The organism is Nocardiopsis sp. EMB25, assembly GCF_026797795.1.
Classification (GTDB): Bacteria; Actinomycetota; Actinomycetes; order Streptosporangiales; family Streptosporangiaceae; genus Nocardiopsis; species Nocardiopsis lucentensis.
In genome coordinates, this window is sequence record NZ_JAMTDN010000001.1 from 4,344,076 (window position 1) to 4,367,356 (window position 23,281).

Here is a 23,281-nt window from a genome sequence, read left to right on the forward strand (position 1 = left end):
CCCCCACGGTCGAGCCCGCCCCACCCCTCCGGGGCGGGCTCGACCCCTGCGCGGGTTCCGACGGAGGAGGCGACCCGAACGTGAGCACCGACACATTCCGCTGGGATAGGCTCGTTTCGTGTCATATAGGTGGCTGTCGCGGTTGTCCTCCTCACGACGGCGCCCGACGTCCCCGGAACGCCCGTCGAGTGCCGAGTTGATGCGCCAGGTCCACGCCCTGGGACTCGACCTCCGGGACGGACTGCACGGCCGGGGCGTGCCCGCCGCCGCCCGGCGGCTGCGCCGACTGCTCGCGGTGGACGGCGTGGTCCTCGCCGACCTCGACGGCCCCGTCGCCGCCCACGGCCGCCGCGTCGGCTCGTCCGACGTGGACGGGCTGCTCGCCCAGGTCTTCGAGTACGGGGGCGGCACGCGCGGCCGACTTCCCGACGGAACCCCGGTGTACGCGGTCCCGCTCATGGTGGCCGACGAACTGTCCGGGGCGCTGGTGGCCGCGGGCGAGGCCGTCGAGGCCGACGTCGAGGCCGCCGCCGCCCTGGTGGCCGACCACCTCGACCACGCGGCGCTGCGCCGGGCCCGCGCCCGTATCGCCGCCGCCGACCTGCGGTCGCTCCGGGCGCAGATCTCCCCGCACTTCGTACACAACGCGCTCGCCGTGATCGCGGCTCTCGTGCGCACCGACCCCGACCGCGCCCGCCATCTGCTGTCGGACTTCGCCGACTACCTGCGCTACGGCTTCTCCGACAAGGGCGACTACGCGACGGTCGCCGACGAGCTGGAGGCCACCCAGACCTACCTCGAGCTTCAGCGGGCCCGGTTCCACGACCGGCTCGACATCACCGTGCGGATGGCACCGGAGGTGCTGCCGGTGGCCGTCCCGTTCCTGGTGGTGCAGCCGATCGTGGAGAACGCCATCCGGCACGGCCTGGAGCGGAAGGAGGGGCGCGGGCACATCAGCGTGTCCGGCTACGGCGAGGGGCCGCTGTGCGTGATCGAGATCGAGGACGACGGGGTCGGCATGCACCCGGACCTGGCCCGGTCGTTGCTGGCGGGGACCGGTCCCGAGTCGCGGGGGGTGGGGTTGGCCAACGTGGACCAGCGGCTGCGCGCCGTCTACGGACCCGAGTACGGTCTGGTGATCGAGACCGCACTCGGAGAGGGGACGAAGGTGACCGTGCGCGTACCGAGGTTCACCCGGGGGGTGGTGGCACCGTGAGGACGCGGCTCAGGGTCCTGGTCGTCGAGGACGAGGCGTCGACCCGGCAGGAGATGGCCGCGCTGCTCGGGGACATGCCCGAGGTCGCGGAGGTCCTGGTCGCCTCGAACGGCGCGACGGCGGTACGGCTCCTGGGCACGACGACGATCGACGCGGCCTTCCTCGACATCCTCATGCCGGGTCTGGACGGGATGGACGTGGCACGGGTGCTGAGCGTGCTGTCGGAGCCGCCGTCGATCGTGTTCGTGACGGCCTCGGAGGCGCACGCCGTGGAGGCGTTCGGGATCGGCGCCGTCGACTACCTGCTCAAGCCGATCCGTCCCGAGCGGCTGGCGGAGGCGGTCGGCCGGATCGCGCAGCTGCGGCGGCCCGCCGACGCGTCCCCGCCCGCCGAGGACCTGCACGTGGTCCAGATCGACTCCGGGCGGCGGACGGTGTTCGTCAAGCGCGACGACGTGCAGTTCGTCGAGGCCCAGGGCGACTACGTGCGCCTGCACACCGCCGACGACACGCACCTGATCCGGCTGTCCCTGTCCTACCTGGAGGAGGTGTGGGCGGCGGCGGGGTTCGTGCGCGTGCACCGCGGCTACCTCGTCGCCATCCCGTGGGTGCGGGACCTGCGGGTGACCTCCTCGTCGGGCCTGGTGGCGGGAACCCCGGCCGGTGACGTGCCGGTCAGCCGCAGGCACGGCCGCCACCTGCGCGAACAGCTGATGGAAGCGGCCCGGCGGGACCAGTTGGGCCGGGCGGCGAACCCGCGTACCGGGCCGGCGGGGCGGCCCGGGGGCAGGGACGGTGACGGCCACCCGAACCGGCCGACGCCATGAGCGCGCGCCGTGAGAAGCTGACGAGCCCCCAGACCCGGGTCGCGCTGGCCAGGGGCAACCGGCCGGTGCAGCACCTGTTGCCGCTCCCGGAGCCGGTGGACACCGAACGGGCGCGCCGCCTGTTCGGCGCCCAGCGACGGATCGCGGCGCGTACGGTCGCGCTGCTGTCGGTACTGCTCTTCGGGATGAGCGGGGTGTTCGCCCTGTTCCCGGCCCTGGGGCGGGTCCGGTGGGCGGAGCTCCCGGTGTCGTGGCTGCTGTTGACGGTGGTGGTGTACCCGCTGCTGTTCGGGCTGGCGCTGTGGCACGTGCGCTCGGCCGAGCGCGCCGAGGAGCGGGACGCGGACGGGCGGGAGGCGGGCGGTCCCACGGCCCGGACGCCTGGACCGAACGGGAACGACGGGTGATCTCCGTTCTGGCGATCGGCCTGGTACTGGTCACCAGCCTGGTGATCGGTGTCTACGGCGTGCGGGCGGCGCGGTCGGCCTCGGACTTCCTGGTGGCCTCGCGCCGTGTCACCCCCCACTGGAACGCGATGGCGATCGCCGGAGAGTACCTGTCGGCCGCCTCCATGCTGGGGCTGGCGGGCCTGGTGCTCAAGAACGGGGTCGGCGCGATGTGGTACGCGGTCGGGTTCACCGCGGGCTACGTCGCGGTGGTGGCGCTGGTGGCGGGGCCGATGCGCCGCTCAGGGGCCTACACCGTCCCCGACTTCGCCGAGTACCGGCTGGGCGCGCCACGGCTGCGCAAGCTCTGCGGCCTCGTGGTGCTGGTGATCATGCTGTTGTACCTGGTGCCCCAGTTCAAAGGCGCCGGAGTGGTTCTGACCTTGGTGAGCGGGACCCCGTACTGGGTGGGCGTGGTGCTCGCGGGGGTCGTGGTGAGCGGCTCCATCGCCGCCGGGGGGATGCGGTCGGCGACCTACGTGCAGGCCTTCCACTACGTGGTCAAACTGGCCTTCATCGCCGTTCCCGCCGTGTACCTCGTGGCGGTGGCGGGCGCGGACACCCGGGCCGAGGCCCTGCACCCGGAGTGGGGGACGCGCTTCCCCGAGGCGACACCCGTGGAGTTCACCGTGGGCACGCGCTTCCACCTGGAGGAGCCGGTCACGGTGACCGACCCGTCGGGCGCGGTGGTGGAACTGACGGCGGGCGAGCACACGGTGGCGGCGGGAACCGAGTACGTGTTCCCGGCCGGGGCGGGCGTCCCGCACCCGGCGGGTCTGCCGGACCTGGGTGGCGCGCAGTGGAGCACACCGTTGTTGGGCACGGGCGGTTTCCCCCTGTTCGAGACATGGTCGACGCTGCTGGCGATCACGCTCGGGTGCATGGGCCTGCCACACGTCATCATGCGCTTCCACACCAGTCCGACCGCGCACGTGGCCCGCAGAGTGGGTGTCGGCGTGATCGCGCTGCTCGGGCTGTTCTACCTGTTCCCGACGGTGTACGGGCTCCTGGGGAGGGTGCTGACCCCGCAACTCGTCCTGCTGCGCGGCACCGACACGGTCGCGGTGGTGCTCCCCGCCGAGGCGGCTCCGGGCACGGCGGGCACCCTGCTGACCGCGCTGGTGGCGGCGGGGGCGTTCGGCGCGTTCCTGTCGACGTCGTCCGGACTGCTGCTGGCGCTGGCGGGCGGACTGTCGCACGACCTGTTCCAGGGGAGCGTGCCCCGGCTGCGACTGGCGGTCGTGGTGGGGGCGTGCGTGGCGGTGCTGATGGCGCTGCCGGTCCAGGGCATCGACATCAACGTGCTCGTGGTGTGGGCGTTCACCGTGGCGGCGTCGACCTTCTGCCCGCTCCTCGTCCTGGGCATCTGGTGGCGGAGGCTGACCCTGCCGGGGGCGGCGGCCGGTCTGGGCGTCGGCGCGGTGACGGCGACGGGCGCGGTCGGATGGTCGATCCTCGTGGACACACCGCCCGGATGGCCGACGGTCCTGCTGGCGCAGCCCGCGGCGTGGACGATCCCGCTGGCCTTCGCGACGATGGCGGTCGTCTCCCGGTTCACCCGGTCGCCGGACTGGGCCGAACACGCGGTCCTGCGTCTCCACTCGCCCTGAAGCGGCGGTTTCGGGGGCGCGGAGGACTCCGACGCCGTACGATCACACCACGAACCCACCGTGCCACGAGGAGTGACGTGCCCCCCTCTCGACGTACCCTGCCCGCCCTGATCACGGCCAGCGGGCTCGTACTCGCCTGTTCCGCGGCGGCCGCAGTCCAGGAGACCGACGGAGCCGACGGACCCGTGACGGTCGGCCCGTCGGGGGTGCGTGTGGAGAGTGGCGGAACGAGTGTGGACGTGGGCCCCGAGGGGGTCGACGTCACGGCGCCGGACACCCGGATCCAGGTGCGCGCCGGGTCCTACGTCCTGGTGTGCGCCAACGGGGTGCGCGTGGTGGTGCGGACGGGCGAGGTCCCGCCGTGCGAGCCCGCCGGACCGGGGGCGCCGGAACCGGAGCCGCCCGTTCCCTCCGCCCCCGCAAGGCCGACCGAACCCGAGCGCACGGCCGACCCTGGTGCTCCCGAGCCGCCGCCCGAAGCCGGTCGCGAGGCCGCCGAGCCCGGCGCCACCGCCCCGGCGCCCGCTCCCGCGGAGCCCGAGGGGGCGGCACCGACGGAGGAGCCCGTCGACGAGGAGCCCTCCCCGTCCCCGGAGCCGCTGCCCGAGGTGGCCGAGGACGTGCGCGAGCAGGTGCTGGCGGACGTCTCCGGCTCCGGCGGACAGACGGCCGCCGGGGCGTTCACCCCCATGCGCACCATGGTCGTCGTCGCGGTCGTCGCCGCGCTGGCCGCCGCCGGCTCGGGCCGGGCGGCGGCCGCACGCGGGGCGGGGTGACCGGAGCCCCGGAGCGGCGGGCCCGGGCCGAAGCGCAGCGGAGGCCCGGGACGAACACGGTTCGGGCGCCGGCGGGGTGGTGCAAGACGAGGCAAGCCGCGTAGCGAGGAACGAGCGACAGGCGCCGCCGAGGATGAAGCACCCCTGCCCCAGGGGCGCCCGAACCCGGGCCGAAGCGCAGCGGAGGCCCAGGACGAACACCGCTAACGCGCGTCGAGGGCCTGGTCGGCGCGTTCGAAGGCGGCCAGGGTGTCCTCCATGCCTCCGGCGTCGTTGGCGAGGACGTCGTTGTAGGGCGTTCCCAGGGAGAACAGCAGGACGATCGTGCCGAAGACGAACGCCAGGTTGATCCACCCCCAGAAGTAGGCGACCGTCGCGCCCCGCTTGATCATGGCGAACGGCAGCACCGCCACGGCCACGGCGGAGACCACCGCGATGGCCAGCAGGACCGGTGGGACCGTGTCCCCGGCGGCGTCCGCCCGCTCGATCCGGGCGTCGCTCAGGTTGGTGAGCTCCTGGCGGGCGGTCAGGCGGTCCAGGCCGTCGCCGGTGTCGGAGACCGAGAGTCCCCGCACGGAGGCGGCCAGGTCGGCGAGGGCGTCGTCGCCCTCCGGGCTCAGCACGCCCTCGTGCTCCATCAGGGGCCAGTCCTCCTCCACGACCGTGGTCAGGTAGGCGCGCAGCTCGGAGCGGACGGCCTCGCCCTCGGCGTCGGGGAACGCGGTCGTGCTCCAGTACAGCGACTGGGCGGCGCCCGCCTCGGAGACCGTGCCGTCCTCAGCCGCCTTGAAGTCCTCCCAGCCGATCACGACCCCCATCGCGGCGGCCACGAGGTACAGGGCGAGCGCGCAGGGGGCGATGACGACGCCGACGGCGCCGCCGGAGAACTCGTCGCTGACCCCGAATCTCCGGGTGGCGAGCACGGCGCCGCCGACCATGGCGACCAGGACTGCGAGGACCAGCAGGAACGACATCATGAGCTATCCCGGGGGAAGTCGGTGGGTTACCGTCCATGCGTAGCACGGGCGGGGCCACCGCCTGGGGCGAAGGAGAGAACGCCCCGAAATGTTCCCCCTCCGGTCGGGGCACGGGGGCGATCGTCCCGACGGGCGGGCGACCACCCACGGGTCTACGCTGGTGGTAGCGCCACCGGACCGCAGCGTCGTAGGGAAGGCACCATGGCGACGTTCAGAATCAACGAGGGGTTCAGCGACACCGTCGACGTCGAGGCCGACCACTTCATGACCGTCGGAGCGTTCGTCGACTTCACCAAGGAGGGCATCGGCGTGGTCTTCCGCATCGCGGCCGACCGGGTGCGCACGATCAAACGCATCGAGGACTGACCGCGCGGCGCGGGGGGACGGGTTCCGGCGGCGACGCGGCCCCGGGGCTCAGGGGAGGTTGAGCCAGATGGCGACCGCGGGCACGTCCGACTGGTTGGAGATCCGGTGCGGCGTGGTCGAGGGGTAGGAGATCGTGTCGCCCGGCCCTAGGCGGTGGGTGTCGAACCCGGTGTCCACCACGAGTTCTCCGCTGACCACCAGACCGATCTCATAGCCGCTGTGCCGCACGAACTCCGCGTTCTGACTGGAGTAGGCGCCCGGCGGGTAGGTCGACTCGAAGTAGCTCATCCCGGGCACCTGCTCGGGGGTGAGCCTGCGGTACCGGACGTCGTGGCTCAGGGTCAGGGCGGCGGCCTCGTCGGCGCGCGTCACCGACACGTGGTCGGACAGCACCTCCGACGGCGGTTTGACCGCGCGCCCCTCCGCCACGGGCGGGCCCGACCAGCCCGGCGCGTCCCTCCGCGCCTCCTCGGACTCCGCGCGCTCCTCGTCCGCGCCCCCCTCCCCGAAGATCGCCGTCATGGGCTCGCCCAGCTCGGACATGATCTGGTACAGGCGCGTGACCGAGGGACGCATCTTGCCGCGCTCGATCTGGGACAGCGCGCTGGCGCTGATGTCGAGTCGATCGGCCAGGGCGCGGAGCGAGAGCCCGTGCTCCTTGCGCAGGTCGCGAATGCGCCCGCCGATCCGCTGTTCGTCGAGGTCACCGGCGTTGTTGTCTGCTGAGGGGGTCGTCATAGCGGTGTTAAGTCTATGTAGCCATCGAGTGAAGTGATTGATTAACAAGTCTTGAAGTCATAGCTTCACAAGAGTTACGGTGGCCCCGCTGAGTGGCGCACGCCACACCCGAGGCGCGGAAGGACGAGGATGCGCATCCTGCTGGTCAACGTCAACACCACCGACTCCGTGACCCACGTGCTCGCCGAGCGGGCACGGTCGGTCGCGACGCCCGGCACCGAGATCGTGCCGCTCACCCCCTTCTTCGGCCCTGAGTCCGTCGAGGGCAACTTCGAGAGCTACCTGTCCGCCGTGGCGGTCATGGACCGCGTCGCCGCCTACGACCGCCCCTACGACGCCGTCGTCCAAGCCGGTTTCGGAGAGCACGGACGTGAGGCACTCCAGGAACTGTGCGACGCGCCCGTCGTCGACATCACCGAGGCCGCGGCCCACCTGGCCTGCCTCGTCGGCCGCCGCTACTCCGTCGTGACCAGCCTCGACCGCACCGTCCCCCTGATCCAGGACCGGCTCGCGCTCGCGCGCCTCGACGGCCGTTGCGCGTCCGTCCGCGCCAGCGGGCTCGGCGTCCTGGACGTCGAACGCGACCGCGACGCCGCCGTCGAGGCCGTCGTCAGGCAGGCCCGCGCGGCCGTCGAGGAGGACGGCGCCGAGGTGATCTGCCTCGGCTGCGCCGGGATGGCCGGGTTGGACACGGCCGTGCGCTCCGCCACCGGTGTCCCCGTCGTCGACGGTGTCACCGCCGCCGTTCCGCTCGCCGAGGCCCTCGTCGGGCTCGGCCTGACCACCAGCAGGATCCGCACCTACGCCAAACCCCGCCCCAAGGACGTGACGGGCTGGCCCCCGCACCGGAGCGCCGCGCTCCCACTCCCCTGAACACCAGCGAAGGAGTCATCCCCCATGGAACCGTCCGTCCCGTCACACGCGCCCGACCGCGGAACCAACCACCTGGTGGAGGAGTCGATCCTGCCCACCTGGCTGACCCAGCGGCCCATCTCCCTGCTGGGTTTCGTCTGGATCTGGGTGGGCCTGGCCGTCGTCATCGTCACCTTCCAGTACGGGGCCAACGGCGTCGAGGGCGGCGTCACCCTCCCCGTGGTCATGCTCATCGTGCTCACCGCCACCATGACGCTCGCGGTGATCATGAGCCTCACCGCCGACATCGGGACCGAGCACGGCCTGTCCTTCGCGGTCTACCTGCGGGCGCCCTTCGGAGTCGTCGGCACCCACCTGCCCTCGGTGTCCCGGGGGCTCGTCGCGGCCGCGTGGTTCGGCATCCAGACCTACCTCGGGGCGCTGGCGATCAACGGGCTCGTGGAGTACTGGACCGGGTTCAGCTCATGGCCGCTGTGGTACGCGGTGTTCCTGGCGGTGCAGGTGGTCAACGTCGCCCTCGGGATCAAGGCCGTGGAGCGGCTGGCGTCCATCGCCGCGCCGTGCATCCTCGCCATCTCCCTCTGGATGTACTACACCCTCGACGGCATCGCCGAACTGGAAGGGCGCAACATCTGGACCTTCGCGGGCGGCGGGGACACCCCGCTCGCGGCGCTGTTCATCATCAACATGGCGGTGTGGGCGCCCGTGGCCGTCGACATCCCCAACATCACGCGCTTCGTCGCCACCGTCCCCGGGGCACGCGGGTTCCTCAGCCGCAACCGCAACGTGCTCGTCGCGCAGTTCGTCGTGCTGCCGGTGATGCAGGCGTGGATCGCGTTCATCGGCGCGGTGTCGCTCATCGTCACCGGCCATTGGAACCCGATCGACGTCATCCAGCAGGAGAGCACCGGGGTCGTGCTCGGGGTTCTGCTGGTCATGATCGTCCTGGCCCAGTGGTCGACCAACACCGCCGCCAACGTCGTCCCGGCCACGCTGAACCTCGTCAACGCCGCGGCGCCGTGGCTGTCCTACCGGATGGGCGTGGTCGTGACCGGCGTGGTCGCCACCGCGACGGCGCCATGGCTGCTGCTGGACAACCTGTTCACCTTCCTCGGCTACTACGGGGGGTTCATCGCCGCGATCGCCGGGATCATGGTCGCCGACTACCACGTGATCCGGCGCCGGAGGGTGAACGTCCCGCACCTGTTCCGGAGCGACGGTCAGTACCGGTACACGCGCGGGGTCAACCCCGCCGCCCTCATCGCCTGGGTGACCGCCTCCGTCACGGCCCTGTTCGCCCTCGACTACGCGTACGTCATCGGCTTCCCCATCGCCTTCGCCGTCTACCTGGTCCTCATGCGGGTGTGGATCCTGCCGAGGTTCCCGCAGGCGGAGCTGACGCCGCCGGACCCGGACGCGTTCCTGGCCACCAGCACCGGGCGCAGCTGGGTTCACGACCCCGAGACCGGCGGGTTCGACCTGGTGCGCTCCGAGGACCTGGCCGACCGCGCCACCGCGCGCGAGGACATCTGACCACCGCCCCGCCATCCCAGGAGAGAACCCATGAGTACCGGCGACAGCCACCACACCGTCCGTGACCCCGACCCGTCCCTGTACAACGAGGACCTCGCCCCGCTCCCGCCGGAGAAACGGTCCTGGGGCGCGTTCGCGATCTTCAACGTCTGGTCCAACGACATCCAGAGCCTGTTCGGCTACACCCTGGCCGCGACCCTGTTCATCTCCTACGGCCTGGGCGGCTGGTCGGTGTTCGCCGCGATCGTGCTGTCCGGGCTCATCGTGATGGGCCTGGTCAACCTGGTCGGCAGGCCGAGCGTGCGGTACGGGATCCCGTATCCGGTCATGGCGCGGGCCAGCCTGGGCGTGCACGGGTCCCAGTTCCCGACCCTGGTGCGCGGTGTGGTCGCCACGTTCTGGTTCGGCGCGCAGACCTACTTCGCCTCGACCGCCATCGCGCTGCTCATCACCGCCTTGTTCGGACCGGGACCGGAGGGGACGTTCCTGGGGGTGTCCGCCGTCGGGTGGCTGGCCTACGTGCTGGTGTCGGTCTTCCAGGTGGTGATGTTCGTCCGGGGCATCGAGTGGATCGGGAAGTTCCTCAATCTGGCCGGACCGGCGGTGTACGTCGTGATGATCGCGCTGATGGGCGTGATCTGGTACCGCGCGGGCAACGGCCTGTTCTCCGAGCTGGGCGACGTGCTCTCCGGCCAGGGCGAGTACGAGGGCGGGCCGGTGGCGGCGTTCTCCGCGATCGTCGGCACGATGGTGGCCTACTTCGCCGCGGTGATCATCAACTACGGGGACTTCTCGCGGTTCGTGCGCACGGAGCGGCAGATGCGGCGGGGCAACCTGTGGGGCCTGCCGGTGAGCCTGGCGTTCTTCTCCTTCCTCGCCCTGGTGATCACCGCGGGCACGTCGGTGCTGTACGGGGAGGCGCTGACCAATCCGGCCGACATCGTGGAGCGGGTGGACAACGTCGCGCTCACCGTGGTGGCGGCGCTGACCTTCTTCGTGGCCACGGTGGGGATCAACGTGGTGGCCAACTTCGTGCCGCCCGCCTACGGACTGGCCAACCTGGCGCCGAGGCACGTCAACGCGCGCACGGGCGGGCTGATCACCGCGGCCGTCGCGTTCGTGATCGGCGGACTGTGGGTCGGGGTGATCGGCCAGATGGGGATCGCGGTGTTCGTCGACACGCTGGGGGCGGTGCTGGCCCCGCTCTACGGGATCATCGTCGCCGACTACTACCTCATCCGCCGCCAGCGGATCGTGCTCGACGACCTGTACTCGACCTCGCCGGACGGCGCCTACCACTACACGCGGGGCTGGAACCTGCGCGCGCTCGCCGCGTTCGTCGCCGCGGCCGTGTTCTCCGTGGCCACGGTGTGGCTGCCCGCCCTCGCCGACCTGTCCGGCTACGCGTGGCTGCTCGGCGCGTTCGCGGGCGGCCTGGCGCACTACCTGCTGTCCCGGATCGGCGGCCGGTCGAACGCGCGGACCGGGGACCGGGTCGGCCGGGACGCGGCGCGCGGGGCCTCAGGGGAGGACGGGGTTCCGGCCGACGCGCGGGTCGACGGTTAGCTCCAGACGTGGCGACGGGGCTCACCACGCCATGTCACTACTCTTAGTAACTGAGTGATTACAATTTGACCATGCCCACGAAACACATCACGGACATCAGCGACAAGAAGACCAAGAAGAAGAGCATCCTCGAGATCAGCGACATCACTCTGACGCCCGGGTCGCCGAAGCCCGGGAACGTGATCCGCTGTGACATCGACGCCGTTCTGCGTGAACCCGTGGACCTGCGGAAGGTTCAGGTGCGCCAGGTACGCAAGGTGGGCGACCTCAAGCTCGGTGAGAGCACCAAACCGTTGACCGAGCGGTTGGCGGAGGCCGGCGCCGAGCTGTCGGGCGACATCGACGCCCTCGCCGGTCCCTGGCGGCAGAGCTGGACGGTCAAGGTCCCCTGGGAGGCCCACTCCGGCGAGCTCTGGATCTGGTGGTACGCGACCACCGACGACGGCAGGGAGTTCGCCTCGTTGGAGGGACGGTTCGACTTCAGGCGGGACTGACCGCGAAGGAGTCCCCCGTGGTCCGCGTCGGACCGCGGGGGACACGGTGAAGGGGGCGCGGGTGCCACGGTGCCCGCCCCCCTGGTGCCGGCCCCATGTGCGGAAGGCGGGGTCGGCGGGGACGTCTACTGGCCGAGTCGGTCCAGCAGTGCGTGGTACTCGTCCCAGAGCTCGCTGGGAAGGTGGTCTCCGAAGGTCTTGAAGAACTCGGGGACCAGGGCGGCCTCCTGCTTCCAGATGTCGCGGTCGACGGAGAGCAGGAACTCCAGGTCCTCGCGGGACAGCTCCAGGCCCTCGGTGTCGATCCCGTCGAGGGTCGGCACGTTGCCGATCGGGGTGCCGACCGCCTCGGCCCGGCCCTCCAGACGCTCCACGATCCACTTGATCACGCGGCTGTTCTCACCGAACCCGGGCCAGACGAAGCGGCCGCCGGCGTCCTTGCGGAACCAGTTCACGTAGAAGATCGTCGGCAGCTTGGCCTGGTCGGCGCCCGCGCCCACCCGCAGCCAGTGGGCGAAGTAGTCGCCCATGTTGTAGCCGCAGAAGGGCAGCATGGCGAAGGGGTCGCGGCGCAGCTCGCCGACGGTGCCCTCCGCCGCGGCGGTCTTCTCGGAGGAGACGTTGGCGCCCATGTAGACGCCGTGCCGCCAGCTCAGGGACTCGGTGACCAGAGGCACGGCGGTGGCGCGTCGGCCGCCGAACAGGATGGCCGAGATCGGCACGCCGGCCGGGTCCTCCCACTCGGAGGCGATGGTCGGCGCCTGCCCGGCCGGGGTGGTGAAGCGGGAGTTCGGGTGGGCGGCGGGCTCGGGGGAGTCCGGAGTCCAGTCGCGGCCCTTCCAGTCGGTCAGGTGTGCGGGCGGCTCCTCGGTGAGCCCCTCCCACCACACGTCGCCGTCGTCGGTGAGGGCGACGTTGGTGAAGATGCTGTTGCCCCACAGCGTGTCGATGGCGTTGGCGTTGGTCTCGACGCCGGTTCCGGGCGCGACGCCGAAGAAGCCCGCCTCGGGGTTGATCGCGCGGAGCTGCCCCTCGGAGTCGAAGCGCATCCAGGCGATGTCGTCGCCGACGGTCTCGACCTTCCAACCGGGGATGGTCGGCTGGAGCATGGCGAGGTTGGTCTTGCCACAGGCGCTCGGGAAGGCGGCGGCGATGTAGTGCGACTTCCCCTCGGGGGAGGTGACCTTGAGGATGAGCATGTGCTCGGCCAGCCAGCCCTCGTCACGGGCCATGACCGAGGCGATGCGCAGCGCGTAGCACTTCTTGCCGAGGAGGGCGTTGCCGCCGTAGCCGGACCCGTAGGACCAGATCTCCCGCGTCTCGGGGAAGTGCGAGATGTACTTGGTGCTGTTGCACGGCCAGGGAACGTCCTGCTGGCCGGGCTCCAGGGGGGCGCCGACGGAGTGGACGGCCTTGACGAAGTCACCGCGCTCCTCGATGAGGCGCAGGGCCGCCGATCCCATGCGGGCCATGATCCGCATGGACACCACGACGTAGGGCGAGTCGGTGATCTCGACGCCCAGCTGGGAGATGTCGCCGCCGAGCGGGCCCATGCAGAACGGCACGACGTACATGGTGCGGCCGCGCATGGCGCCCCTGAAGACCTCGCCGAAGGTGGCGCGCATCTCGTCGGGGGCGATCCAGTTGTTCGTGGGGCCCGCGTCCTCCTCGCGCTCGGAGCAGATGAAGGTGCGGTCCTCCACCCGGGCGACGTCGGTGGGGTCGGACGTGCAGTAGAAGCTGTTCGGCCGTTTCTCCGGGTTGAGGCGGGTGAACGTGCCCTGCTCGACGAGCAGGTCGGTGAGACGGGTCCACTCCTCGTCGGATCCGTCGCACCACACGACCGCGTCCGGCTGCGTGAGCTCAGCCACCTCGCGCACCCATGAGACCAGCTCCTCATGGTCGGTCGGGGCAACACCCACATCGATACCCACGTCAGTCACAGCCGCTCCTCTTCGAAGGTCGAGATCTCTCGCATCATGAACGACGACGCGGGGTAGTGACCAATTGGTATAGGCCAATGGTCTAAATATGTAGACGAGTGGCCCCGGATTCCGCTGCACAGCAAGGGATTCGTGTCGTGTACCAGCGTGCCGGACGCCACCCTCCGAGGTCACGTTCCGACACAGGTGGGGGCGGCTTTTCCCAGAACACGGGGCGATTGCCCCACCAGCCACAACCAGCGGCGGCGGCCGGTGCTCTTCGTCACATGACGGGCACCGGCCGCCGCCGGAAGCCACTAGACCTTTCTCTCCAGGAGCCGCGTCACCACCGCTCGTTCTCCCATGTGGGGGCGTACGGACGGGGAACGGCACCCGGTGAGGAGGACGGGGAGCAGTCCAGGCCGCCGTTCAGGCAGTCGACCACATCCGCCATGAGCTCGCGCGGCATCACGTTGATGTGGTCGGAGTGGTCGGTGATCGGGTCGTGCCGCTCCTCGGGGAAACCGTCCACGGCGAAGTTCGGGCCGTCGGGCACCTCGTACACCAACGTCTGACGCAGGCGCGGCACGGCCGTGAACCCGTCCGGGCAGCCGCCGTCCTCCTCCGGGAAGACGATGTGCGAACGGTTGTCCGCGCTCTCGACGCCCTCCCCGTCCCAGCAGCTCGGGAAGTCGAAGACGCGCACGACGTCGCTGCCCTCGGGGCAGAGCGGGTAGCGGTCGGTGAACGCGCGGTCCCCGAACCCCGTGCAGGTCCACCGCGCGTTGGCGTTCTCCCCCTCCTGCGTGGCGGCGCGGGCGTTGCCGGTGATGATCTGGAGGAACTCCGGCATCGCGACCACCGGCCCCCGCGCGTTGCCGAGGAACTCGATGGTGACCGAGGAGGGCGTGAGGATCCGCCCCACGTTGCCGTCCAGGCCGCCGCCGGGCCGGTCGGCGTCATCGCCCGGCACGGTGGTGTCGCGCAGCACCGGCCAGTAGTGCATGGACCGGTCACCGCCCGCACAGGTCGTCTCCCCCCGGGCGAGGATCGCGTTGTTCACGCCGACGTCGTCGGTGAACCGGTCGACGTCCTGGTTTCCGACGTAGTCGTGTGTGTGCTGGGCGCCGTTGGGCACGCCCGGGGCCACGATGACGTTCTCGGAGTTGCGCAGACCGTTCTCGTTGACGCCGCAGTCGACGGTGAACCTGCCGGTGGAGGCGTCCGGGCCGGGCTCGGGGTCGCCCTCGCGCGGCGGCGCCTGGCCGATGGGGGCGAAGTCCTCCGCGAAGGGGCCGCCGGGGCGGCGGCCCTCGGGGGGCCAGGAGGAGCGGTCGGCCTCGGACGACGCCAACCGCCCCTCCGTCGAGGGGCCGGCGTCGGCGAGGACCGCCGCCAGACCTCCGGAGACCAGGAGCAGGGCCGCCGCCCCGCCGAGGACGCGGCGGCGCCCGCGTCGGCGGAGCCGCCTCGGTGATCGTGGTCGTGGCCGTTCGTCCGTCATTCTCGTACTCCTCGTGGTCGGACACGCGGCTCCCACCGCGTGACAGCGGGGTGGACACGAAAGGGGCGGGGCCCGAAGGGGTCGGCGCGGTGGGTGTGGACGGGGGCGCCGGAGCCCCTTCGGGCCCCTGTGGGGGTGGCGGTTGACGAGCGGCGGCGGGCGACGGGTGGGCGCCCGCCCTCCAGCGCGGAGGCTCCGGCCGGTGGCGGGCCTCAGGGCAGGGGGCGCCGCTCCGGGGGACGGGGCGCGGGCAACTCCTCGTACTCCACGAGACCGGTGCTCTCCAACAGCGTGATGTGCCGCAGCACCATGAGCATCCCGTGCTGGCAAAAGGAGCGGACGAGCTCGTTGCGGGTTCCGGCCCTGACCTCGGCCAGGACCGCGAGGACCTCGCCGTGCGCGGCGCGCAGCCGGTTGGCGAAGACCCGGTCGAACTCGGCCCCGGACAACTCCGACAGCTCGTCCATCCAGCGCTGCTGGTTCGGGTTGGGCTCGCTGGGCAACCGCACGTCGAGCCGGGCCGCGGCCTCGCGCACCTGCTCGTCCATGAGGATGTGGTCCTCGGCGAGGATCCCGCCCACCTCGCGGACGCGATCGAGCTGGGCCCGGTCCCGGGCCTGCTGGCCCACGGGGATCTCCCACAGGCCGGCCTGGCGGACCTTGACGAGGGCGTCGACGTCGGCCGGGCCGAGCGGCCCGAACTCGGTACTGACCCAGTCGTTCCAGAACACGCCCGAAACACCCGTGGTGCCGTTCGGGGCGATCATGAACACCGTCATCGAGGCCAGGACGAGGAAACCGACCACGCCGAGGAGCTCGATCGAACGCGGGGAGCGCCATCCCGGCCGCCGCCGGTCGGGGAGGGCGTCGAGATCGGCGCGTCGGGCTCCCCCCGGGTGGTACGGGGTGTCGCGTGGCTCCATCGTGATCAGGTCCCGGACCGAGCGGGGACGCCCGGGGCCGTCACTCGATGGGCGGGCGCGGGACGGTAGTCGCCGTCGTAGCCGTAGCCGTCCGTCCCACCTCCGGAGTCGGCGGAACCATCGGTGTCGGCGGAGCCGTCAGCCCCGTCCTGAGCGCCGGTGACCATCCGGCCGGAGGGATCGACGACGTACCACGCGCCGCCCACGCCCTGGCCGTTGACGTCCCCCGGGGCGGCGTCGCCGGCATAGGTGTACAGCGGCCATTCGGCGTAGGTCAGCTGTAACGACCCGTCATCGCGCTCGATCGTGTCGACGAGGTCGGCCGTGGCCGCGCCGTCGGCGCTCACGGGTGCGCCCTCGTCGGTGACGTGCAGCGGTGGCCAGTTCTCGGCGCACCCGTCGACGCAGGTGGAGCGGTTGGCCTCGTCGTCGGCGAACCGGTAGAGGACGTTGCCCTCCCCGTCCGTGAGGACGTCGCCGAACCGCTCGTCCCAGACCGTTCCGAGGGCGGCGACGCCGCCTCCTCCGTCGGTCGCTCCGGTGTCGGACCCGCCGGGGTCGGCGGCCTCCTCGGAGCTCTCGTCCCCGGGCCCGGAGCCGGCTGGGGGCGGAGCGAGATCGTCGGTGGAACATGCGGTGACCAGCAGGAACAGGGCCAGGCCGAGGGCCTTGGCACCCTTCGCCTCAGTGTTCACATGCCTCTCCCATCGGGCTAAGTTACCGGGCCCCTTTATCTGACCGTGATCGCCCGGATGTCGGCCAGTATGGCCCCTCACATCGATTCACAAAACATTGGGAAGCGCTCCCACTCCCCTATCCCACGACTGAACTGGGTCTTTGCATACCGAAAAAAATCCGCCCAGGCACTTGACAGCCACGGACCCACCGGGGAATCCGGCGAAACAACTGGCGGAGACCGCCGCGCGGTGCTACCTTCGGCCGCCACGAGCGCGACTCGCAAACCTCCCACCAATTCGCACGCGCCGCGTGGACGCACACCACCCGGCGCCGAAAGGGGTGGACAGCATGTTCGCAAGGAGCCGCACACCCAGCGGCAATCCTCTGAATATCAGACATCTGATCCGTCATCGCCCAACACGGCGACCACGACCGTGGATATGGGCGTCCATCCTGTTCGGAGCGGTTGCTGCGAACGCCTTCCTGGCACTGGTCGTGCCGGAGAACATCGTGGTGACGCGTGCCGTCCAGGATGTCCTCTGGACCTATTCCGGCGTGATATCGCTTGTCGGACTCACTGTGACAACGGCCCTTGGCATTATCGCCACTGACCGCATTATCAGCACTCCACGACTACGCATAATCCACCAATCATCCCACAAGTCAATGGCGCTGATTTCCATGGGGTTCCTCCTTCCCCATGTCGTCCTACAGATCTCGCACACCCGGCTGAACGCCTTCAACGCATTGCTTCCGTTCGGCACCGATCCGGCGGTCGCCTATGGAATCATCGCCGCCGATCTGTTGGTCGTCATCACCGTCACCGGGATCCTGCGCGGCTGGTTCACCGGGACCCGCCGCCCATGGGTCTGGCGGGTGACGCATCTGGCCGCCTACCTGTCCTGGCCCCTGGGCCTGGTGCACGGGTTGACCGTGGGACGCGCCGCCCCGACCTGGGTCGTGATCGCCTACCTGCTGTGCCTGTCGGCCGTCTGCTGCGCCCTCGTGCTGCGGCTGGTGGTGACCGTCCGCCCCGCGTCCAGCGGCCCCGGCGAGGTGCGCGCCGCCTCCGAGCAGCTGTCACCCCCCGGTTCCGCCCCCGCCCCGGAACCGGTCCGCCGACCGTCACCCCACCGGAGGAGGCGCCCATGATCACCCTCACCCTCGGCCGTCCGCGACTGACCACGGGGCTGGACGAACACGAGCGCGTCGACCACGACACACACGTGCGCCTGCACGGCGAGCTCCCGAAGATGACCGCCGACGACCTCATCACCCTCACCGAGCTCGGCGCGCTGCCCGGACGCGGAGGAGCCGGGTTCCCCTTCGCCCGCAAGCTCCGGTCGGTGCTGCGGTCCGCGCTCCGTCGGCGGGCACCCGCGCGCGTGGTGGTCAACGCGGTCGAGGGCGAGCCCGGCAGCGCCAAGGACCGGATGCTCCTCGAACGCCTGCCCCACCTCGTGCTCGACGGCGCCGAGCTGGCCGCCCACGCCCTCGGGGCGCCCGAGGTCGTGGTGGGGATCGCCGACCGCGCGCCCTCCGGAGCCGACGACGATCCGGTTCGGGAGTCACTGCGCGCGGCGGTGGCCGAACGCCGGTCCGCGCTGGGCCTGCGGCTGGTCCAGATGCCGCACCGGTTCGTGTCCGGGCAGTCCGGCGCCCTGGTCCAAGGCATCAACGGCGGTCCCCCCGTCCCACCCGGCCAGCCCCGACGCACCAGCGAGAACGGCGTCGCGGGCCTGCCCACCCTGCTGTCCAACGCCGAGACCTACGCGCACGCGGCACTGCTCGCTCTCGGCGGGGCCTACCAGTACGCGTCGGTGGGGACGGCCGACCAACCGGGCACGGTCCTGCTCACGGTCGGCGGATCCGTCGTCGTGGAGGCGCCCGCCGGAACCCCTCTGGTCCAGGTACTGCACATGTGTGACACGGCCCCGGGCCAGGCCGTGCTCGTCGGCGGCTACCACGGAGCCTGGCTCTCCCCCGACGTCGCGGACCGGGTCCGCCTCTCGCACGCGGAGGTGGCGGACGCGGGCGGCACCCTGGGCGCCGGGGTGGTCCTCCCCCTGCCTCGGACGACCTGTCCGCTGGGGGAGGTCGCGCGGGTCCTGCGGTACCTGGCCGGGGAGAGCGCGGGCCAGTGCGGCCCGTGCCTGCGCGGACTGCCCGCGCTGGCCGAATCGTTCTCCGCACTGGTCACGGGGGAGAGCGGGCCGGAGCCCGCCCTGGCCGCGGCGGCGGTGGGTGAGGGAAGAGGCGCCTGCGCGCACCCGGACGGAAGCGCCCTCTTCGCGCGCAGCGCGCTGGCGGTGTTCGGGGAGGACGTGTCCGAGCACGCGCGCGAAGGCGGCTGCGGACGTCCCGTCTCCGGCCTGTTGCCCTTGGCGGACGGTTCGACCGACCGCCGGACACGGCTGTCGTTGGACTGGTCGCGCTGCGACGGGCACGGACTGTGCGCGGAGCTGTTGCCGGACCTGATCCGGCTGGACCGCAACGGCTACCCCGAGGACCAGCGCGTCACCGTGCCGGACGCCCTGGCGGCCGACGCCGAACTGGCCGTGCGCATGTGCCCGGCCCTGGCGCTGCGCCTGAGCTCCCAGGGATGAGGGGACGGTCGGGGCGCGGGCGACCGGTCAGCGCAGTATCGCGACGGGCCCCTTCGCACCGTGGAGGACGGAGTGGCTCACCGAACCGAGCAGCAGACCCCGCACTCCGCCGCGTCCCCGGGAACCGACCACGATCAGGTCGGCGGGGGTGGCCTCCTCGAGCAGCGCGACCACCGGATGGGCGCGCACGACCCGGGGGACCACGGACACGCCGGGATGCCGCAGCCGGGCCTCGACGATCTCCTCCTCCAGGGACTGGCGCGCCGCCTCGGCGGCCGTGGCGTCGTCGAACAGCTCGGGCGGGATGGGGCCGGTGGCCGCGGCGAAGGCCACCAGGGGCTGCCAGGCGCTGACGGCGACCAGCTCGGTGTCGGCGAACTCCGCCTGGGCGAAGCCGAACTCCACGGCCCGGCGGCTGGGTTCGGAGCCGTCCACACCGACGATCACGCGCCCGCGGACGCCGTGCGCGGAGGCGTGCTCGTGCGGCATGACCACGACGGGGACGGGAGAGCGGGCGGCCAGCTCGATCCCGACCGACCCCACGAACGCGGCGAGGAAGCCGCTGAGCCCGCGCGAGCCGACCACGACCGCCGCGGCGCCGGGGTTGCCCGCCTCCGTGAGCAGTGCCTCCAGTGGGCGGTCCCGCGACAGCACGGGGGCCACCTCCAGCTCGGGGAAGAGCCGGGACACCCAGTCGGCGGCGTACGCCAGCAGGCGCTCGGCGGCGGTGGCGTCCGTCCCACCCGCCTCCACGGGTTCCTCGTCGGGGACGGGCGCGTCGAAGACGCCCACGGAGGCGGGGGAACAGGCCGCCACGACGATCCGCAGACCGAACCCGCGCAGCACGGCCTGGTGGGCCGTCCACTCCAGCGCGTGCCGGCTGGAGTCACTGCCGTCCACCCCCACGATCAGCCACCGTGTCGTGGCCGCACCGTCCATCACGTGTGCCTTCCTGTCGGACGTGTCCCGTTCCGCGCGGTTCCCGACGGTCACGCGCGCAGTGTCTGATGATCCCCCTTACTTCGATCATGACGCGCCAACACGCACCCGCGGATAACGGTGCCGCCGCGAGTTGGGTGACGTAGGTTCGAAGACGACCCGTGTTCCGCAGGGGAACGGAACGTGAACGGGCCCCGCCGCGTCTCATGGGGGAGAAGACGCCGCCGGCGGAACGGGAGGGCGCCATGCCTGACACGAGCACCGCGAGTCTGCACTGGGACTACCGGGACGGAAGGGTCGCCGCCGTGGCGGCGGCCGTGGTCTACAGCCTCTGGGTCCTGGAGGTCGTCCTGCCCGGCGGCGGAGCCGCGCAGGGGGCGCTGGCGGAGCCGGGCTCACCCTTCGGCGAGTTCCTGGACAGCACCCACCGCACCGCGTCGATCCTGGTCATCGTGGCGGCCGCACTGGGACTGTCCCTGGGGACGAGGCAGACGCGTCGCTGGTTGCTGGTCTCCTGGTGGTCGATGGCCGCGTTCGGCGCGATCTCCCTGGCCACGTCACTGATGCCGGGCGCCTGCCGGGTCTCCACCGACGTCGCGTGCGCCGCCGAGTCACTGGTGGAGGGCGGGCAGGGGGCCACCCTCGCCCAGGCCCTGCTGTCGGTGGCGGCGGTCGTGACGGCGCTGGTGAGCGTGATCGCTCTGGCGGTGAACCGGTGGAACGCCGACGACCCGGCGTGGCCGTTCGTGGCGGTGATGGCCGCCCTCCAGGCGGTGTCGGCCGTCGCCGTCCTGATCCTGGCCGGGATCCTGTACTGGTCCTCCGGCGACGGCGACCCCGGGGTCGCGCTGGGACTGGTGCAACGCGCGCACCTGGTGACGGTCGCGCTGTGGCTGCTCACCGCCGGAATCGTCCCCGGCCCCTGGAAACGGGCGCACGACGGTCAGGAGACCGCCGTCGCCCGCTGACGGGCGCACCTCACCGGAGCTCCTCGGGGAGCGGCCGGGAGTGCACCACGTGGAGCGTGCTCACCGCACGGGTGAGCACCACGTAGAGCCGGTTGGCCCCGCGCTCCTCCGCCGCCACCACGGAGGCGGGTTCGGCGACCACGACGGCGTCGAACTCCAGGCCCTTGGCCAGGCTCGCGGGTACCGCCACCAGGCGGCCCGCGTCCAGGTCGGCCTCACCGAGGAGCGGGGCGGACAGCCCCTCCGCGGCCAGGGCGTCGCGTAGGGCGGAGAGTTCGTGGTCGGCGGCGATCAGTCCCACCGAACCCTCCCCCTCGAGCGCGTCGCGGCAGGCCTCGGCGACCGCGGAGGCGAGCGGCCCGTCGGCGGCGGTGACGGTCAGCGAGCCCTCCGCCCGGCGGACGGCCGACGGCACGCCCAGACCGGGGGCGATGGTGGGCAGCAGACGGGCGGCGAAGTCGATGATCTGCGCGGGAACGCGGTAACCCCGGTCGAGGACCCGCAGGTGACCGGTGGGCTTGCCCAGGTGTTCCAGGAGCGTGGACCAGTTCCTCGCCGCCGAGGGGCTGGTGCCCTGGGCGACGTCGCCGAGCACGGTCAGCGACCCCGACACGCAGCGCCGACCGATCGCGCGGCACTGCATGGGGCTGAGGTCCTGGGCCTCGTCCACGACGATGTGCCCCAGGCCGGCGGGGCGTTCGATCAGCGCCGCCGCTTCGTCCACCAGGGCCAGGTCCTCCTCCGACCACCGCGCCGACTTGGGGCCGCGCGGCCGGCCGGGCAGGAGGACGGACCTCTGCTCGTCGGGGCTGAGCACGCCGTCGGCGGCACGGGCGAGCCGCTCGGGGTCGGTGAGCAGGCCCAGGACGAGCTTGAGGGGATCGGCCTTGGGCCACAGGGCGTTGACCGCCGACCTGACCGCGGGGTCGCGTCGCACCTGGGCGTGCGTGCGGTCGTCGCAGACCTCCCCGGCGGACTCCATGAGCGACAGCACGGTGTGGGCGATGCGGTGGGAGAGCAGTTCACGGCCCGCCCCGTAGGCCACACCGCGTTCGGCCAGCTCGTCCAGGAGGGGGCGCAGGTCCTCGGGGTACAGGCGCCAGCGGCGCGCGCCCCGGCGGACCACCACGGGTTCCTCGGGGTCGCGCAGGTGGGACCACAGGTCGCGGCGCAGGACCTCGGCCATCCGGGCCTCGCCCTTGGTCCGGGCGGCGTCGGGTTCCTCGGTCCGGCGCACCCATCCGGCGGCGGGGCGAGAGCGTTCGGGAAGGTCGGCGGTGAGCAGCTCGGTGACCGTGGCCTGGGCGACGTCGACCTCGCCGAGGGCGGGCAGGACGTCGCGGATGTAGGAGAGGAAGGAGCGGTTGGGGCCGATGATCGCCACGCCGGAGCGGGCGAGGCGTTCGCGCTCGGTGTAGAGGAGGAAGGCGACGCGGTGGAGGCCGACGGCGGTCTTCCCGGTGCCGGGGGCGCCCTGGACGCACAGGGTGGTCTCCAGCGGGGCCCGGACCAGGTCGTCCTGTTCGGGCTGGATGGTGGCGACGATGTCGCGCATCGGTCCGGTGCGGGGCCGTTCGATCTCGGCGGCGAGCAGGCCGTCGGCGGGCGCCTCACCGGCGTCGGCGGCCGTGAGGGGTTCGTCCTCGAAGGCGGTGAGGACGGCCCCGGTTCCGTCGTCGTTCGCCGTGGCGCCGAAGCCGTAGCGGCGGCGGTTGAGGACTCCCATGCGGTCGGTGGGAGAGGCCCGGTAGTAGGCGACGCACAGGGGCGCCCGCCAGTCCAGGACCATGGGGCGGCCGTCGGCGTCGTGGACGTGGCGGCGGCCGATGTGCACCCGGTCGGGGTCCTGGTCCGGTGAGGGCGCGGGGTCGTCGTCCACGAAGACCGTGCCGGGGTCGAAGTCGAGGCGGCCGAAGAACAGCGGGGCTCCGGGGACGTCGGCCAGGGCGGCGAGCCGGCGCTCGCGGCCGCGTTGGAGGGCGGCGTTGGTGACCTTGTCGTTGACGACGTCACCGAGCATGAGGGAGGTGTTCTGGACCTCCTCGCGCATCCGGGCCAGGGCCGCGTGGGCGGCGGCGAGGTGGTCGCGTTCGGCCTGGAGTTCGGGGCTCACGGGCACGGCGGAAGGATCGGTCGTGGTCATGGGCGGACCTCGGAGGGGCTCGGCGGGACATGGCGCGGCCGCGCGCGTGCGCGGGTCCCGCCCCGGTCGCCGTGGAAGGCCCGGTTCGTTCCGATCCGTCAGAGCGCACGACACCCCAGGGGGCGCGGCCGGAAAAGGAGCCTTACCCTAACCGTCGCGGGAGCCCGACGGCAAAC

Annotated in this window: 21 protein-coding genes; 13 read left to right on the forward strand and 8 right to left on the reverse strand. The window is 71.9% G+C overall.

The window, feature by feature from the left end; genetic code table 11:
- Positions 1-199 precede the first annotated feature (199 nt).
- The 5 genes from KIK06_RS18890 (at position 200) to KIK06_RS18910 (ending at position 4,875) form a co-directional block, all read left to right on the forward strand.
- Positions 200-1,216 carry a sensor histidine kinase gene (locus tag KIK06_RS18890; RefSeq protein WP_268644503.1) on the forward strand — a complete coding sequence of 339 codons (1,017 nt, stop codon included), beginning with the start codon at positions 200-202 and terminating at the stop codon, positions 1,214-1,216.
- Complete coding sequence (locus KIK06_RS18895) at positions 1,213-2,043, forward strand: LytR/AlgR family response regulator transcription factor (protein WP_268644504.1); 831 nt, start codon at positions 1,213-1,215, stop codon at positions 2,041-2,043. Before KIK06_RS18890 ends, KIK06_RS18895 begins: the two co-directional genes overlap by 4 nt.
- Positions 2,040-2,450, forward strand: coding sequence for a hypothetical protein (locus KIK06_RS18900; RefSeq protein ID WP_268644506.1), 411 nt, complete (start codon positions 2,040-2,042; stop codon positions 2,448-2,450). Before KIK06_RS18895 ends, KIK06_RS18900 begins: the two co-directional genes overlap by 4 nt.
- The gene (locus KIK06_RS18905) at positions 2,447-4,099 is read left to right on the forward strand and encodes a sodium/solute symporter (protein ID WP_268644508.1); all 1,653 of its coding nucleotides are present in this window, start codon (positions 2,447-2,449) and stop codon (positions 4,097-4,099) included. Before KIK06_RS18900 ends, KIK06_RS18905 begins: the two co-directional genes overlap by 4 nt.
- Before the next feature lie 77 nt (positions 4,100-4,176).
- Positions 4,177-4,875 (forward strand): hypothetical protein, encoded by a 699-nt coding sequence (locus KIK06_RS18910; protein ID WP_268644511.1) that lies wholly within the window; start codon positions 4,177-4,179, stop codon positions 4,873-4,875.
- 203 nt (positions 4,876-5,078) lie between these two features.
- Here the strand turns inward: KIK06_RS18910 and KIK06_RS18915 are convergent, their stop codons facing one another.
- Positions 5,079-5,852: a bestrophin-like domain gene (locus tag KIK06_RS18915; protein ID WP_017601904.1), complete on the reverse strand. Its 774-nt coding sequence runs from the start codon at positions 5,850-5,852 to the stop codon at positions 5,079-5,081.
- Positions 5,853-6,053: 201 nt separating this feature from the next.
- Here KIK06_RS18915 and KIK06_RS18920 point away from each other — a divergent pair, with 201 nt between their 5' ends.
- Positions 6,054-6,218 (forward strand): hypothetical protein, encoded by a 165-nt coding sequence (locus tag KIK06_RS18920; RefSeq protein ID WP_017601905.1) that lies wholly within the window; start codon positions 6,054-6,056, stop codon positions 6,216-6,218.
- 48 nt (positions 6,219-6,266) lie between these two features.
- Here KIK06_RS18920 and KIK06_RS18925 read toward each other — a convergent pair whose 3' ends face one another.
- On the reverse strand, positions 6,267-6,956 hold the full coding sequence (locus KIK06_RS18925) for a helix-turn-helix domain-containing protein (RefSeq protein ID WP_268644514.1): 690 nt from the start codon (positions 6,954-6,956) through the stop codon (positions 6,267-6,269).
- A 129-nt stretch (positions 6,957-7,085) separates the two neighbouring features.
- Between KIK06_RS18925 and KIK06_RS18930 the strand changes: the two genes are divergently transcribed.
- From KIK06_RS18930 to KIK06_RS18945, 4 genes are all read left to right on the forward strand, one after another.
- The gene (locus KIK06_RS18930; protein WP_268644516.1) at positions 7,086-7,829 is read left to right on the forward strand and encodes an aspartate/glutamate racemase family protein; all 744 of its coding nucleotides are present in this window, start codon (positions 7,086-7,088) and stop codon (positions 7,827-7,829) included.
- A gap of 24 nt (positions 7,830-7,853) precedes the next feature.
- Positions 7,854-9,362 (forward strand): NCS1 family transporter, encoded by a 1,509-nt coding sequence (locus tag KIK06_RS18935; RefSeq protein ID WP_268644518.1) that lies wholly within the window; start codon positions 7,854-7,856, stop codon positions 9,360-9,362.
- Between the two features lie 30 nt (positions 9,363-9,392).
- Complete coding sequence (locus KIK06_RS18940; RefSeq protein ID WP_268644519.1) at positions 9,393-10,928, forward strand: NCS1 family nucleobase:cation symporter-1; 1,536 nt, start codon at positions 9,393-9,395, stop codon at positions 10,926-10,928.
- A gap of 71 nt (positions 10,929-10,999) precedes the next feature.
- A complete protein-coding gene (locus KIK06_RS18945; RefSeq protein ID WP_017601910.1) occupies positions 11,000-11,422 on the forward strand; it encodes a hypothetical protein in 423 nt (140 codons plus the stop codon).
- Positions 11,423-11,547: 125 nt separating this feature from the next.
- Here the strand turns inward: KIK06_RS18945 and KIK06_RS18950 are convergent, their stop codons facing one another.
- From KIK06_RS18950 to KIK06_RS18965, 4 genes are all read right to left on the reverse strand, one after another.
- Positions 11,548-13,356 carry a phosphoenolpyruvate carboxykinase (GTP) gene (locus tag KIK06_RS18950; protein WP_026128198.1) on the reverse strand — a complete coding sequence of 603 codons (1,809 nt, stop codon included), beginning with the start codon at positions 13,354-13,356 and terminating at the stop codon, positions 11,548-11,550.
- Positions 13,357-13,687: 331 nt separating this feature from the next.
- Positions 13,688-14,848 (reverse strand): DUF1996 domain-containing protein, encoded by a 1,161-nt coding sequence (locus KIK06_RS18955; protein ID WP_268644521.1) that lies wholly within the window; start codon positions 14,846-14,848, stop codon positions 13,688-13,690.
- A 212-nt stretch (positions 14,849-15,060) separates the two neighbouring features.
- Positions 15,061-15,771 carry a DUF4142 domain-containing protein gene (locus tag KIK06_RS18960; protein ID WP_268644523.1) on the reverse strand — a complete coding sequence of 237 codons (711 nt, stop codon included), beginning with the start codon at positions 15,769-15,771 and terminating at the stop codon, positions 15,061-15,063.
- Between the two features lie 5 nt (positions 15,772-15,776).
- On the reverse strand, positions 15,777-16,466 hold the full coding sequence (locus KIK06_RS18965) for a COG4315 family predicted lipoprotein (RefSeq protein ID WP_268644525.1): 690 nt from the start codon (positions 16,464-16,466) through the stop codon (positions 15,777-15,779).
- Positions 16,467-17,115: 649 nt separating this feature from the next.
- Here KIK06_RS18965 and KIK06_RS18970 point away from each other — a divergent pair.
- A complete protein-coding gene (locus KIK06_RS18970; protein WP_268644527.1) occupies positions 17,116-17,601 on the forward strand; it encodes a hypothetical protein in 486 nt (161 codons plus the stop codon).
- Complete coding sequence (locus KIK06_RS18975) at positions 17,598-19,055, forward strand: NADH-quinone oxidoreductase subunit NuoF family protein (RefSeq protein WP_268644530.1); 1,458 nt, start codon at positions 17,598-17,600, stop codon at positions 19,053-19,055. The genes KIK06_RS18970 and KIK06_RS18975 overlap by 4 nt, the downstream gene beginning before the upstream one ends.
- Positions 19,056-19,082: 27 nt before the next feature.
- On the opposite strand, the gene KIK06_RS18980 is transcribed toward KIK06_RS18975, so the two are convergent.
- A complete protein-coding gene (locus KIK06_RS18980) occupies positions 19,083-19,994 on the reverse strand; it encodes a universal stress protein (RefSeq protein ID WP_026128199.1) in 912 nt (303 codons plus the stop codon).
- 245 nt (positions 19,995-20,239) lie between these two features.
- Here KIK06_RS18980 and KIK06_RS18985 point away from each other — a divergent pair, with 245 nt between their 5' ends.
- A complete protein-coding gene (locus tag KIK06_RS18985; protein WP_268644532.1) occupies positions 20,240-20,962 on the forward strand; it encodes a DUF998 domain-containing protein in 723 nt (240 codons plus the stop codon).
- 10 nt (positions 20,963-20,972) lie between these two features.
- On the opposite strand, the gene KIK06_RS18990 is transcribed toward KIK06_RS18985, so the two are convergent.
- A complete protein-coding gene (locus tag KIK06_RS18990; protein ID WP_268644534.1) occupies positions 20,973-23,105 on the reverse strand; it encodes a HelD family protein in 2,133 nt (710 codons plus the stop codon).
- Positions 23,106-23,281 lie beyond the last annotated feature (176 nt).

Excerpts from the sequence above, each read along its gene's own strand:
- KIK06_RS18890 (WP_268644503.1), top strand. The coding sequence starts at position 200 with ATGCGCCAGGTCCACGCCCTGGGACTCGACCTCCGGGACGGACTGCAC.
- KIK06_RS18935 (WP_268644518.1), top strand. The coding sequence starts at position 7,854 with ATGGAACCGTCCGTCCCGTCACACGCGCCCGACCGCGGAACCAACCAC.
- KIK06_RS18975 (WP_268644530.1), top strand. The coding sequence starts at position 17,598 with ATGATCACCCTCACCCTCGGCCGTCCGCGACTGACCACGGGGCTGGAC.
- KIK06_RS18955 (WP_268644521.1), bottom strand. The coding sequence starts at position 14,848 with ATGACGGACGAACGGCCACGACCACGATCACCGAGGCGGCTCCGCCGA.
- KIK06_RS18930 (WP_268644516.1), top strand. The coding sequence starts at position 7,086 with ATGCGCATCCTGCTGGTCAACGTCAACACCACCGACTCCGTGACCCAC.
- KIK06_RS18960 (WP_268644523.1), bottom strand. The coding sequence starts at position 15,771 with ATGGAGCCACGCGACACCCCGTACCACCCGGGGGGAGCCCGACGCGCC.
- KIK06_RS18920 (WP_017601905.1), top strand. The coding sequence starts at position 6,054 with ATGGCGACGTTCAGAATCAACGAGGGGTTCAGCGACACCGTCGACGTC.
- KIK06_RS18980 (WP_026128199.1), bottom strand. The coding sequence starts at position 19,994 with ATGGACGGTGCGGCCACGACACGGTGGCTGATCGTGGGGGTGGACGGC.
- KIK06_RS18945 (WP_017601910.1), top strand. The coding sequence starts at position 11,000 with ATGCCCACGAAACACATCACGGACATCAGCGACAAGAAGACCAAGAAG.
- KIK06_RS18925 (WP_268644514.1), bottom strand. The coding sequence starts at position 6,956 with ATGACGACCCCCTCAGCAGACAACAACGCCGGTGACCTCGACGAACAG.
- KIK06_RS18970 (WP_268644527.1), top strand. The coding sequence starts at position 17,116 with ATGGCGCTGATTTCCATGGGGTTCCTCCTTCCCCATGTCGTCCTACAG.
- KIK06_RS18940 (WP_268644519.1), top strand. The coding sequence starts at position 9,393 with ATGAGTACCGGCGACAGCCACCACACCGTCCGTGACCCCGACCCGTCC.
- KIK06_RS18900 (WP_268644506.1), top strand. The coding sequence starts at position 2,040 with ATGAGCGCGCGCCGTGAGAAGCTGACGAGCCCCCAGACCCGGGTCGCG.
- KIK06_RS18985 (WP_268644532.1), top strand. The coding sequence starts at position 20,240 with ATGCCTGACACGAGCACCGCGAGTCTGCACTGGGACTACCGGGACGGA.
- KIK06_RS18915 (WP_017601904.1), bottom strand. The coding sequence starts at position 5,852 with ATGATGTCGTTCCTGCTGGTCCTCGCAGTCCTGGTCGCCATGGTCGGC.
- KIK06_RS18990 (WP_268644534.1), bottom strand. The coding sequence starts at position 23,105 with ATGACCACGACCGATCCTTCCGCCGTGCCCGTGAGCCCCGAACTCCAG.